The following is a 14,040-nucleotide window of genomic DNA, read 5'->3' on the forward strand; positions in this document are numbered from 1 at the left end:
TTAAGAGTAAATACCTCCATTTATATTAATTACTTCGCCAGTTATATAGGATGCCCTTTTGGAAGCAAGGAATGATACTGCATAAGCAACCTCTTCTGGTTCCCCAAAGCGGTTTATAGGAATCATGCTTTTTAGTTCTTTTTCATCCAAATTGGCTGTCATATCCGATTTTATAAAACCAGGCGCAACAGCGTTTACTGTAATATTTCGTTTAGCGACTTCTTGAGCCAATGCTTTGGTAGCAGCTACTAATGCACCTTTTGCAGCGGAATAATTAGTTTGTCCAGCGGTACCCTTAACACCTGAAACCGAGGCCACATTAATTATACGACCATAACGGTTGCGTAATAATTTTTGAATAAGGTGGTTGGTAACATTATAAAAACCATTTAACGAGGTGTTTATAACATCTTGCCAGTCTTCCGGTGGCATCCACATAAACAGACCGTCTTTTGTAATTCCAGCATTATTTACAATAACTTCTATTATCGCATCCTTATTCTGTTCTTGCCAGGCATCTAACGCAGATTTTACTTGGTTGGCATCTGTGACATTGAATTGGATTATTTCGGCTGTTTTCCCTAAAGACTCAATGTCTTTTTGGGTTTCTAAAGCAGCAGTTTTGTTACTATTATAATTTATTAAGATGTGGTAATCCGAGTCTTGTGCAAGTTGTTTGCATATAGCTTTCCCAATTCCTCGAGAACCACCAGTAATTAAAGCACATTTCATGTATATGTTTTTTTCAGGCTATTGCTAATTAGTTGTTTGTTAAACTAATGAAATAATTCTAAATTTTCAAACCACAGGTTGTTTAATGGTTCACCTTTTGGTGTTAAATAAGTCCAAGACTTTTTCTTTTTAACACGTGCCAGTCCATCAATAAAACCTTTAGGGTTGTTTTTTGAAAAAATAGAAAATCCACCAGCAGTAATTTCATAATCTTCAGGAATAACCAAATCGCCTTTTGTATTAATAAAGCCCCATTCTTTTCCTGTTGTAACAGGTGCTAAACCACTTTCACTAAAGATTTCAGCATCTTTGTATTGAAACGGAATAATAACCGCACCAGACGTATCAATATAGCCCCAATTCTTACCTTCACTTACTGGTGCTAATCCGTTTACAAAGGCACGTGCCTTATCAAATTTTGGTTCTATAATCCAGTCACCATTCGAGTTTATAAATCCTATTTTATCATTTTTTTTAGCATAGGTGTTTTCTGCATTATGAGAAAAATCCCATATTTTTTCAGCACCAGGAACTTCTTTAAATTCACCATTTATTATTAGTCCGTAGCGTTCACCAATGTTGGCTACAATATGACCATTGTATTCGTTGCTAACACCATCATATTCTGTTTTTACAATATATTTTCCTGAAGCGTCAACCAATCCCCATTTATCATTTTCCAATACTTTAGCTGAACCATTTTCAAAATTGAATACTTTAGTAAATTTTGGTTCTACTACAATTTCACCTTTGGTATTTATAAACCCTACACCAGATTCTTTTCTAATTATAGCATAGCCATTTTCAAAATCGTAAACCTTATCGGTTGCTACATCTTTTAAAACCTGTTCGCCTTTTTTGTTGATGTAAATCCAATCCTTATCTTTTAAAACAACAGCAATACCTGAATTAAATGCTTTTGTTTTATCAAATTGTGGCTGAATAACCCATTCACCTTTACGGTTTATAAAACCCCATGTTTTTTTATCCAAGGAGGCTTCTGCTAAATCATCTGAAAAGTTTTTAGCTACTTTAAACTGTGGTTTAATTTGCCAAGTGCCTGTTTTTGTAATGTAGCCATAATCACCATCTAGATTTGCTAAAGCTAAATCTTGTGCATGACAAAAAATACCCAAAAAGAGAAGTGTAACGAAGAATGCTGTTGTTTTCATAATATAAAATTGTTTTATGTTTTATTGTTGATGATATAATCTTTAACAAGGTTAACATATGGATACATAATTACGTCTTCTTTAAAGGCTGGAACTAATTTGCGAATGGCATCATACATTTTCTTTGTTTTGGAAGAAATACCATCTTGAACGTTAAGATATTCAATGGCTTGAACAATTGTAATTAACTCAATAGCAACCACTTCAAATGCATTTTCAATAACTTTTTTGGTTATTAATGCCGAATTGGTTCCCATGCTAACAATATCTTGATTGTCGTTATTATTTGGAATACTATGTACATACATTGGATTAGAAAGCATTTGATTTTCTGCTGTGGTAGAAGTAGCAGTAAATTGGACACCTTGCATACCAAAATTTAAGCCAAGTTTCCCCAAATTAACAAATGGTGGAAGCATATCATTTAATCTAGCGTTTAGTAGGTAATTTAATTGACGTTCCGAAAGCATACTTAACTTGGCAACTACAATTTTTAGTTTATCCATTTCTAATGATACATAGTCGCCGTGGAAATTTCCACCATGATATACATGTTTTTTAGCAACATCAACAATAGGGTTGTCGTTTGCAGAATTGACTTCTTCTATCAGAATATCTTCAACAGAATTCAGCGTATCTAAAACAGGACCAAGAATTTGCGGTACACAACGTAAGGAATAATATTCTTGAACTTTTTCTTTAAAAACAGAAACATCTTCATTTTTACTGTATAAGTGGTGTTCTCTTTTACGGGTTAGTTTGCTATCTTGAAGATGCTCACGCATACTTTCTGCAATTTGACGCTGCCCAATATGTCTTTTAGATTGGTTTAATTCATAAGATAAATGATCGTCATAGGCTTTTACTATTTCGTTTATTGCTGCTGAACTGCTAGTTATCCATCCTAATAATTGACGAGAATATAGGGTGTTTACAATACCTATACCTGTCATAACGGAGGTACCATTCATGAGGGCTAACCCTTCACGTAATTCTACAGAAATTGGTTTTAAGTTTTCAATTTCAAAAACATCTTTCGTGTTTTTACGCTCGCCTTTATAAAACACTTCACCTTCGCCAATTAATACAAGGGCTAAATGTGCTAATTGCACCAAATCTCCACTGGCACCAACACCACCGTGTTCATAAATTAATGGAGTAATATTTCTATTTATTAATTCAGCCATGAGTTTAATTACCGAAACATGAACACCAGAATGCCCTAATGATAACGTGTTTAATCTAGCTAACATGGCGGCTTTTACATACATTGGAGCAATTGGTTGCCCAGTACCAGAAGCATGACTACGAATTAAATTATATTGAAGTTGAATACGCTCGGAATCCTCAATCTTATATTGTGCCATAGGTCCAAAACCCGTATTGACACCATAGATGACTTTGTTTTCGGAAAATTCTTTTAAAAAATTGAAACTATCTTCCACTGTTTCAAGTACCGCTTTGTCTATCTGAATAGGTTCGTTTTTAAAAATTACGTTATAAAAATCGTCTATTCCTAATTTTCCTTTAAATTTAAGCATCTATGATATAATATTTTTTTTCAATAAATTTGTATAAATAATTACTACTAAAGTAGTTATTTTGGACTGCAAATTTATAATAATTAATGAATTAATACTACTATGGGAACACGTGATATGAAAGTAGATGTTTTGGTTATAGGTGCGGGACCATCAGGTTGTGTGGCGTCAGCCTACCTTCATCAGCAAGGATTAAACGTTAAAGTAGTAGAAAAAACAACGTTTCCGAGGTTTGTAATTGGCGAAAGTTTGCTTCCAAGATGTATGGATCATTTTGAAGAAGTAGGCTTGTTAGATGCTTTAAAAGCTGCTAATTTTGAAATAAAACGTGGTGCACGGTTTATGAAAGATGATGTTGTGTGTAATTTTGATTTTAGTGATAAGCATTCAGAAGGGTGGGATTGGACTTGGCAGGTTCCTCGTGCTGACTTTGATACCATTTTAGCTAACGAGGTTGAAAAAATGGGTGTTGATATTTCTTTTGAACACGAAGTGGTAGCAGTTGAAATTGCCGATAATGGTACATCCACTACAACCATTCATGATGCAGATGGTAACCCATATAAAGTTGAAGCCCAGTTTATTGTAGATTCTAGTGGTTATGGACGTGTTTTACCACGTTTATTAAACTTAGACAAACCTTCAAGCATTCCAGAGCACTCTTCAATTTTCGGTCATGTTAAGGATGTTAATAGACCAAAAGGCGAAGAAGGGACCTTGATTACTTTTGATGTCCTTGATAAAGATACTTGGTTTTGGGTAATTCCTTTTTCTAATGGTAATACAAGTTTAGGCTTTGTTGGCAAAAATGAATTTATAGATTCTTTTGAAGGAGATACTTCCACACGATTACAAACCATGTTTAAACAATCTGATTATTATTACGAGCGTTTTAAAGATGCGCCATTACTGTTTGAGCCAAAAAGTATTAGAAATTACTCCAAAGCTGTCACTAAATTTTATGGAAACGGTTTTGTATTAACAGGAAATAGTGCCGAATTTTTAGACCCTGTGTTTTCATCTGGTGTTACCTTTGCTACAGAATCTGCTTTACGATCTGCTAAATTAATCAGTAAACAATTACAAGGTGAAACGGTAAACTGGGAAGAAGATTATTCTAACTACATTAAATCTGGTGTAGATGTTTTTGCAACCTATGTAAAGGAATGGTATACTGGAAATTTACAAACCCTATTTTTTCATAGGCCTGAAAATTTAGAAGTAAAACGCCAAATATGTGCCGTTTTAGCTGGTTACGTTTGGGATGAAACCAATCCATTTGTTACCAAACACAACCGAATTGTTAAATCTTTAGCACATTTAATTAATATGGAAAATGAAAAAAGCGCTTCTGTTTAGAAACGCTTTTTAGTCTGTTTTTTACTATTAGTCTACTATTTCTTTATTAATATCCTTAATGTCTCCGCTATCAATATTATACCCTTTATTTTCTACTAAATAAATCATTTCACCCGTTGTACTATCAATAATGGATAGCAGTTTATATTCGTTAAATTGACTATGCATGAGGTAGTAGAATTTTTCGCCACTTAAAATTTTATCATTTAATGCTTGGTAAGAAATCATTTCGTAGGGAAAATCGTATTTTTCAAATAATTCTTCTGGTTCCCGTATTTTTCCTAATGCTCCTGTGAATGCATTGGTTGTTTTCAAAATCCAATCTGGAACAAATAAGGTTTGTGTTTTTAAAGCCTTTAACTTTTTAGTGTTTACAATACCATCACGCACATTCAGCATTTCCTTTTTATTCAATTTATCATTTAATACCTGAAAGTAATTTTTTATATACCCATAATCAAAATTGTAATAATCTGGCTCTTCGCCAATTTCTTCAGCTTTTTTTGCTCTATAAGATGGGTGGTTTTTATATCTACTTAATATACTTTGTGTGAAAAATACATCGGCAAATTGATGAATTTCTGGATCTTTTTTTCCATTTTTTTTAATACGTACACTTGGGTATGATATTAACTCGAACTTATTTACAAACCAATTACCAATAGTTCTAGAACCTTTTCCTATGGTTGTTTTTGTCATAGAATAATTTTTATCATGAATTCTAATAATGGTATTATTTTCTACTACGTAATCATTTTCATTATAATCATCTTGCGCAATAAATTCTATTGGGTTAAATGTCCAAATGCTTGTAATTAGATTTTTAGTTTTTTCAAAATCTAGTTCATTTGGAACTACGAAATAAGTTTTTGTTTTTTTAAGATAATCAAATTCAGTGTCTTTTATTTTTGAAACATATAAGTTGGTTGGCGATACGCTACTTCCAATACTTACTTGGGCAGTTGAAACATTGTAAAGCAAGAATCCAATTAAAAAGAGAACGTTAATTTTCATAAGTTGATTTTAAGGGGTTGGTTTCGGCAAATATAAATTTTTAGATTATTTTATTTTAAAAACTTACAACGAAAACTAATAATTAGATGCTAATACTTTGAAAATTAAATAAATAAAATAAGGGCGAATTCAGTAAGAATTCGCCCTTAAAGTTTACGTAATAGCTACGTTTAATTACTTGGCTTTTTTCTGGATGGTTTTGGCTAACTCTTTAGCTAATTTAGCATAGCCTTCAGAGATACGATATCCTGAATTATAATCATTACCCATTGCGCCATAACCCTCTACTTTCGTGTAGTCTACTGAAAAAAGAATATTATTGGGTGTCTCTGTTTTATATACATATAAGGTAGCTTCTAATTTAGCATTCTGGCGCATAACACCTACATTATAACCAGGATATAGCATGGTTGTGTGGATTTTCATTGTATATTCGGCGTCTATGTTTTTGCCAACTTTAACTTCGTTGTCATCAAAGCGTTTATTAAATGATTCAATAAATTTTGGTTCATACCGGTTTTCACGATCTGCAAACCAATTTTTCTTAAACTCCTCACCAGTTCCTTCTTCCTTATCATCCCGTTTATTCATCTTATCTTCTAAAAACGCTTCTTCAGAGTCGTATTTAGGAATCTGTAAATCGGTGTATTCAAACACTAAATTATAAGTTGAAATTCCTTTAAGATCTTTCCAATCGCCTTGAGTGATTTTAGCTTTTTGTGAGAAAATGGTGGTAGATACCATTAGTACTGTAAATAAAAAAATGTTTTTCATGTTGTTTTAACGTGTTGGTTATGAAGCTAAAGTAGTGAAACTTCAACATATAAAACATACGATGAATTACGTATTTTTATTTAAACGAATAAGCAATGTAATGGTGAGAAGACTATTTCGCCAAATTAGTTAGCATCTCCTTGGTAATATCATCTAATGAAAACTCATGTTTCCAATTCCAATCTTGGCGTGCATGACTGTCATCAATACTGCTTGGCCAAGAATCGGCAATTTCTTGACGGAAGTCTGGATTGTATTCAATCGTAAAGTCTTTTAAATGCTTTTTAATTGAGGCTACCATATCTTTAGGTGTAAAACTTATGGCTGCTAGATTATAGGATGAGCGAATTTTAATGTTATTGGCAGGTGCCTCCATAATCTGAACGGTTGCTTTTATAGCATCTTCCATATACATCATTGGTAATTCTGTGTGTTCAGACAGGAAACAGTTATAATGATTATCGGCTATGGCTTTATGATAAATGTCTACAGCATAATCTGTTGTTCCACCACCAGGCAGCGTTTTCCAGCTAATAATTCCAGGATACCGAATGCTTCTTACGTCAACACCATACTTATTAAAGTAATATTCGCACCAACGTTCGCCAACCTGCTTCGTGATTCCATAAACTGTTGAAGGTTCCATTATTGTGTATTGAGCCGTTCCGTCTTTAGGGGTTGTAGGCCCAAATACAGCAATGCTTGAAGGCCAAAATACTTTTTTAATTTGTCCATTTTTAGCTAAATCTAGAACATTAAAAAGCGTACTCATATTTAAATCCCAAGCTTTCATTGGGAATTTTTCACCTGTAGCACTCAACATTGCGGCCATAAGATAGACCGTGTTGATTTCGTATTTTTCAATACATACTTTTAGACTAGTTGCATCTTGTGCATCTAAAATTTCAAAAATACCAGAGTTAACAATGTCCAAATTTCCGTAACTAATATCACTAGCAATAACTTGATTATCACCGTGAATTTCTCGTAATTTATAGGTTAGTTCTGAACCAATTTGGCCACAGGCTCCAATGATTAAAATTTTAGATTTCATCAACTAGTTTTTTTTAAAAAATCATTCAAAAATAACAAGAATTTACTGATGAAATGATAAATTTAACTTAAAATAATGGCTAGAAAATAAAGTATTATTATAATTGATAGCTAAAACCCACGAATACAATATATTTGTAATTCGATTTACAAAATTTATGAAAAATATCTTTTTAATACTTGTTTTGTGCCTGCTTTCTTGTCAAGATAATGATTCTGAATCAAGCCAGCTGACTAATGAAAAAGCCATCAACGAATTAGTTAGTAAAGCGGATATTGATGCTTTAAAATACACAGATTTTGTAGCCGATGCTCAAGTTGAAAAAGCCGTGAGTGGCTGGGCCAAATATCGTGAATTAAGTAGTATTATTTTAGATGTAAAATCTGGCAATTTATCATTTTTTAAATCAAACAAAGAAATTGTTGCCACCCTTAATAACGAACTAAAATCAACCGTTCCTGAAGTTGTAAGTTCACCACTTATTTTAGCTCGTATTGTAGCCGTTGAAACTAAAATGTATAAACTTGAAGGTGTTATAAATTTATCTTCCCCTACAAAAGAATCTATTTTAGAGACGGTAAAAGAACTTTTAGTAGCTTATTCAAATTTAAATCTTCAAATGAATAAGCAGCTAGAAAGGGAATCTCAACGGATTCAAAAACCTTATTAACCACTAATTCATTTATTAATATTTTGTTAATATCTGTTCGATTATAATTAACAAAAATCAAATAGTGGTAAATTGTACCGTTAAAATAAACACAAAACTTATGAATTCAAACTTTAAAAAAGCATCATTATTAAGTGCAGCAGCCTTTGTAGGGTTAATGGCATGTAAAAATGATGCTAAAGAAGAAACTGCTCTTGTAGAAGAGGAGTCTATTCCAGGAATTAACTTGGAGTACATGAACACCGATGTCAAACCAAACGATGATTTTTTTAATTACGTAAATGGTACTTGGCTTAAAACAACTGAAATTCCTGATGATCAATCCACTTGGGGAAGTTTTAATGAGCTTCGTAAAAAAACAGATGCTGATGCTTTGGCCATATTAGATGCAGCTATGTCTGATAACAAGGATATGGAAAAAATACAGGTTTTACCTGGTTCTGATCAAGAAAAAGCAGTGTTTTTATACCAAACAATTATGGATACTATTGGTAGAAACAAGCAAGGTATTGAACCAATTAAACCTTATTTAGCAAAGATTGATGCTATTGAAAACATTGACGATTTACAGGCCTATATGATAGAAATGGAGCCTCTTGGAGGTGGTGGCTTATATGGTTTTGGTGTTGGCTCTGATCCTAAAGATAGTAATAGAAATGTTGCGTATTTAGGAGGAGGAAGCACTGGTTTACCAGATCGTGATTATTACGTAAAAGATGATGCCGATTCCAAGGAAAAGCGTGAAAAGTATGTTGAATTCATTACTAAAATGTTACAGTACTTAGGCGAAACAGAAGCGGATGCCAATGCCGAAGCAAAACAAATATTAGCCTTTGAAACCCGTTTAGCTGAAGCTAAAATGGATAAGGTAGACAGACGCGATGCTAGAAAACGCTATAATCCAAGATCAATTGATCAGGTACAAAAAATGGTTCCCGCTATTAATTGGAAAAACTTTTTAAGCGGAATAGGTGTTAAAGAAATAGATACTGTCATTATAGGCGATTTAAATTATTTTAATCGCTTACAAGACGTGTTGGCAGAAGGGAATGTAGCTGATTGGAAAGCCTATTTACGCTGGGATGCCTTTAACGGAGCCGCAGGTAAATTAAGTACAGATTTGGAAACTGCAAGTTGGGAGTTTTATGGTCGTGAACTTAATGGCGCTAAAAAACAACGGCCACGTGATGAACGTGCATTAGGTGCTTTAAATGGTACCATAGGTGAAGCTTTGGGGAAATTGTATGTGGATAAAATGTTTCCACCAGAAGCAAAAGCTAAAGCCGAAAAAATGATTTCCAATGTTATTTTAGCTTTTGAAAATCGTATTAATAATTTGGAATGGATGAGTCCTGAAACCAAGAAAAAAGCGATTGAAAAACTGCAAGCAACATCCATTAAAATAGCCTATCCAGATAAATGGAAAGATTATTCAGCATTAGAAATTAAAGGTGTAGATGAAGGTGGATCGTATTTACAGAATTCCTTAAATGCTCGTGCTTGGAATTTTAAAAAGGATTTAGATAAATTAGGAAAACCAGTAGATAAAACAGAATGGTATATGGCACCACAAGTGGTAAATGCCTATTTTAATCCAGCTTTTAATGAAATTGTATTTCCAGCTGCCATTTTACAACCACCATTCTATAATTATAAAGCTGACGATGCTGTAAATTATGGTGGTATAGGAGCCGTTATTGGTCATGAAATATCGCATAGTTTTGACGATTCAGGCGCACGATATGATAAGGATGGAAACTTAAATAATTGGTGGACAGATGCCGATTTAGAACAGTTTGAATCATTAGGTAATCAATTAGCAGATCAATATAGTGCCATTGAGGTACTACCAGACGTTACTATAAATGGAAAATTCACTTTAGGTGAAAATATTGGTGATTTAGGAGGTGTTCTAGCTGCTTATGATGCGCTTCAGTTAAGTTTTAAAGAAAATGGTAGACCAGATAACATTGACGGTTTTACACCAGAACAACGCTTTTTTATGAGTTGGGCTACAGTTTGGAGAACCAAAATGCGTGATGATGCTTTAAAAACACGTATTAAAACAGATCCACATTCACCAGGAATGAATCGTGCTGTTCAACCTTTATTAAATGTAGATGCCTTTTATGAAGCATTTAATATTAAGGCAGGAGATAGTATGTACATAGCACCAGAAAACCGTGTTAGAATTTGGTAACACATATCAGATATTTGAAAATAAAAAAAGCAGTCTATTTTAGACTGCTTTTTCTTTGAAAAAAACTACTCTTACAGAGCTACATATAAATACACGATTGATAAAAATTCACTTAATAGATGGTTACAATCGGTATTTATAAATTTTCCGCACAATACATTTATTAGCTATTAACCTAATAAATACAAAGGCATTATAATTTTTCACTAAAAAGGTTCTTGTTTACAAATAGCTTATGTGTATGGACATAAATAATTAGAACATGCCCCACATATTGATAAATTAAAAGAGGTTGCTTCCTCTTTCAGTTTAAAAAAATGGGTGATATAATGACATACCACCCAGATTTTACTACTACTATTAATCAATTATAGCCTTGTTTAAAAACTATTTCTTTATAACCTTAAAGGTTTTTTGAGCATTGTTGATTGTTACCGTTACAAAGTAAACACCATCTTCCAATGCATTCATATTTACAGTTGTTTTTAAGTTGTTTGGTGCTGTAACTTGAACTTGTTGTCCGACTATGTTAAAGATTCTAACATTTGAAATGGTGTTTCCAGATTCAATTGTTAAGGTATTAACAACAGGATTTGGATAGTATTTAAACGTTTCAAATGTATTAGTATCAACACTTAAAGATGGATCTGGATATGCAAACAATTCAAATGATGCAGCGCTACTTGCGTGTACAACAATTAGGTATGTTGTACCAGCTACCAATTCTGCTGTTTTATCTCCAGAGTTAAAACAGCTACTAAAACCAGTAACATAACCTGAAGTTGATGCTTGAGAACAGTTGTCTGTATTATAAACGGTGTAACTAGCGCTTCCAGAAACTCTAGTAAAGTCGAAGTTATACATGCCAGTATATGTTGGTGTAAACGTATACCAAACTGATTCGTTGCTTGTATTACAGGCTTCAGCTGAAGGGTAGGCATTATCTAAATTGCTAGAAATGGTATTACCACCTTGATCATTTGGAGACTCTATAAGTGCAATGGCACCTGAACAATCGCTGTTAGCTACTGCTGGAGGTAATGCATACACACATAAATCAAAATCAGCACCTGCTTCCGATTGACTAGATTTTACCATAACATAATACGTTTCTGAACTGTCCAAATCTAATATTTGGTTTGAAGTACTATTACAATTACTGCTAATGTCGGTTAATGAGCCACAGCTTCCACTGTAGATATAATACGATGAAGGGGCACCAGAATTTAGTGTAAAGCTAAACTCATAAAAACCATCTGCACCTGGATTAAATACATACCAAACATCTGAAAACGTAGAAAATGAAGTGTCAGGACATGTAGAATCTGCTGAACGTGTTGCCCCTACAGTTGTTCCGTTTATAGAGTTGTTACATTGGTCATCTGTAGATGCAGTTAGAGCGATAGCGCCAGAACATTCATCATTTACAGGTGGAGCTGGAGGTGTTTTTAAACAAATTACAAAGTTTGTTTCATTTCCAGAAAAGGCTGATCTATTACGTACGTAATAAGTGTTGTTAACCGTTAAGTTGTTAAATACAATGTAAGAGTTACTATTATAGCAAGCTAAACTTGTTAAGGTGCCACAGTTACCTTCTAATAATTCTGTTGTCATACTTGTAGCTGTACCAACTATAGGAGTCACATTAAAATACTCTAAAATAAGTGTTTCGTTAGTAGCAACAAATGAGTACCAAACATCATTAGTAGCAGTACCTGTACATGAGTTAGGATCTGCAACAGATTCGGTTGCGCCTACATTAGTTCCAACGGTTAAAGTGGTACACGTACCATCTGTATTAACGGTTAAATCCGTAGCTGTTGTACACTCATCATTTTCTGGTGGGCAGTAGTAAAAAGTAGAATCGTCAAATAAACAAGCAGAATCTTGATCGTTCGTTAAAGACACATTTACTGTGGTACCACTTGGGTAAGGACCAATATTTACAACACCAGTGCTCGTGATGTTTGTAATGTCGCTTGTAGCTGCACTATCATCACTTAATGTTAAAGAGGTAGCACTTCCTAAATAGGTAACATCCACGTCAATAGAAAACTGATCGTTACCACAATCGGATACATTGGCTAAAGTAAATGTAGGATTGATACATGAATTTCTTTGTATAATTAAGCTGTACGTATAGGTTCTTGATGCGCTTGAGTTACTTAAAACAACATAATAGGTATTACCAGCTAATAAAACTACATCTGATAAATTTAAAGAGCCACCACTTGTGTTAAAAGTACCAACATAAGCAACACATTCTGTTGCCACATCAGGACATCCTTGTACCACATGAATACTGGCACCGTTGTTTGTAATACTTGTTAAATCAATATTAATAGAAATATCTTCTGTTGGTGTAATTTCATAAAACACATCTTTTCCTCGCATATAGCCATTATTACAAGGGCTTACATCAATATTATTTTCATAATCATTGGTGTCACCCATTGGTAAAATGTACGGGAAATTTGTAATTGATACTGCAGTAGAGCAGGTAGCTCCAGCAATTGGAGCAACACGTGTTGTAAAGCTCTCTTCAGTACAGGTCATGGCATCACCAAAACTATTAAACGGTACAATATTAACGTAGTATAGAGTTTCATAGCTTAAACCAGAAAGCGAGTAACTTGTTTCAGTAGTGGTAGCTTCGTTTACAACTTCAGTACCACCCATAGTTGTACCAACAGATACTTTATAGCCTGTTGCTAAACCAGTGGCTGCGGTCCAAGTTAATGTTGTATCAGAATCTGCAGTCGTAGATCCGTTTGCTGGCGAAATAAGGGTTGCGTCACAGTTTGGAACAGTATCAGCTACTTGCGTTATAGACAGATTGTCAATAACAAAATAGAGTCTTACGCCAGATGTGTTAATAGCTGAAGCACGAATTTGAACATCTTCACCACTAGCTATTGTACCCATTGGAAGAGTTGTGCTAGCGGTAGCACAATTTTCTATATCTACAAAAGTAAAATCTGTATCATCAACACTTATTAAGCTTTGCCAGTTTGTTCCACCGTTTGTCGAGTAGTCTAAATCAATACTTCCCCAACCTGCAGGAGGCGCGTTAAATGATGGTGGAAAACCAAAAGCAACAGAAAATACATTATAACTAAAGTTTATGGTAATTGCTGTACCATTAGATATACCAATATAGTTTGGTGTGGTAATTGTTCCCGTCTGTGCGTCAAATAAATTAGCAGAAACAGCTTGACCTGAACCACCGCAAGCACCTGTTGTGCCAGAGGATAGCCCTGAATTTGTCCATCCAGCAGGTATACCGCCATCGAAGTTTTCAACAATCTCTATTTGAGAGAAAGCCGTGACACCTAGAAGCATCATTAAATAAAAGGTAATTTTCTTCATTGTTTATAGTTTAAATTAGTAATTAGTTATTTGTAAAATTATTATGCTGTAATTTTTAGTATTCAAAATCTGCATTCTTTGTAAGTATTTGAAACCTCATTTTTTTTTTGCGTTATTGAATCGTTGAAAGCTTAAATTTATGGATAGTAATACTA

General features: G+C 33.8%; 10 protein-coding genes. 3 read left to right on the plus strand and 7 right to left on the minus strand.

The window, feature by feature from the left end; translation table 11 throughout:
• From fabG to BM239_RS04290, 3 genes are read right to left on the minus strand one after another with little or no spacing between them, the layout of a single operon-like run.
• A complete protein-coding gene (gene fabG, locus BM239_RS04280; RefSeq protein WP_092206384.1) occupies nucleotides 1-732 on the minus strand; it encodes a flexirubin biosynthesis SDR family reductase FlxB in 732 nt (243 codons plus the stop codon).
• Nucleotides 733-776: 44 nt separating this feature from the next.
• Nucleotides 777-1,904, minus strand: a complete 1,128-nt coding sequence (locus BM239_RS04285) for a WG repeat-containing protein (RefSeq protein ID WP_092206385.1) — start codon at nucleotides 1,902-1,904, stop codon at nucleotides 777-779.
• Nucleotides 1,905-1,918: 14 nt separating this feature from the next.
• Nucleotides 1,919-3,445 carry a flexirubin biosynthesis tyrosine ammonia-lyase FlxA gene (locus BM239_RS04290; RefSeq protein ID WP_092206386.1) on the minus strand — a complete coding sequence of 509 codons (1,527 nt, stop codon included), beginning with the start codon at nucleotides 3,443-3,445 and terminating at the stop codon, nucleotides 1,919-1,921.
• 102 nt (nucleotides 3,446-3,547) lie between these two features.
• Here BM239_RS04290 and BM239_RS04295 point away from each other — a divergent pair, with 102 nt between their 5' ends.
• Entirely contained in the window at nucleotides 3,548-4,804 is a 1,257-nt protein-coding gene (locus BM239_RS04295) for an NAD(P)/FAD-dependent oxidoreductase (RefSeq protein WP_092206387.1), read from the plus strand.
• 27 nt (nucleotides 4,805-4,831) lie between these two features.
• Here BM239_RS04295 and BM239_RS04300 read toward each other — a convergent pair whose 3' ends face one another.
• The 3 genes from BM239_RS04300 to BM239_RS04310 form a co-directional block, all read right to left on the minus strand.
• Complete coding sequence (locus BM239_RS04300; RefSeq protein ID WP_092206388.1) at nucleotides 4,832-5,818, minus strand: hypothetical protein; 987 nt, start codon at nucleotides 5,816-5,818, stop codon at nucleotides 4,832-4,834.
• A 174-nt stretch (nucleotides 5,819-5,992) separates the two neighbouring features.
• Entirely contained in the window at nucleotides 5,993-6,592 is a 600-nt protein-coding gene (locus BM239_RS04305) for a hypothetical protein (RefSeq protein WP_092206389.1), read from the minus strand.
• 112 nt (nucleotides 6,593-6,704) lie between these two features.
• Complete coding sequence (locus BM239_RS04310; protein ID WP_092206390.1) at nucleotides 6,705-7,646, minus strand: NAD-dependent epimerase/dehydratase family protein; 942 nt, start codon at nucleotides 7,644-7,646, stop codon at nucleotides 6,705-6,707.
• A gap of 157 nt (nucleotides 7,647-7,803) precedes the next feature.
• Between BM239_RS04310 and BM239_RS04315 the strand changes: the two genes are divergently transcribed.
• A complete protein-coding gene (locus tag BM239_RS04315; protein WP_092206391.1) occupies nucleotides 7,804-8,316 on the plus strand; it encodes a hypothetical protein in 513 nt (170 codons plus the stop codon).
• A gap of 100 nt (nucleotides 8,317-8,416) precedes the next feature.
• Complete coding sequence (locus BM239_RS04320) at nucleotides 8,417-10,516, plus strand: M13 family metallopeptidase (RefSeq protein WP_092206392.1); 2,100 nt, start codon at nucleotides 8,417-8,419, stop codon at nucleotides 10,514-10,516.
• 387 nt (nucleotides 10,517-10,903) lie between these two features.
• On the opposite strand, the gene BM239_RS04325 is transcribed toward BM239_RS04320, so the two are convergent.
• On the minus strand, nucleotides 10,904-13,885 hold the full coding sequence (locus BM239_RS04325) for a T9SS type A sorting domain-containing protein (protein WP_092206393.1): 2,982 nt from the start codon (nucleotides 13,883-13,885) through the stop codon (nucleotides 10,904-10,906).
• Between the last annotated feature and the right edge of the window lie 155 nt (nucleotides 13,886-14,040).

Source organism: Algorimicrobium echini (assembly GCF_900115185.1).
In the GTDB taxonomy this organism is placed as follows: domain Bacteria; phylum Bacteroidota; class Bacteroidia; order Flavobacteriales; family Flavobacteriaceae; genus Algorimicrobium; species Algorimicrobium echini.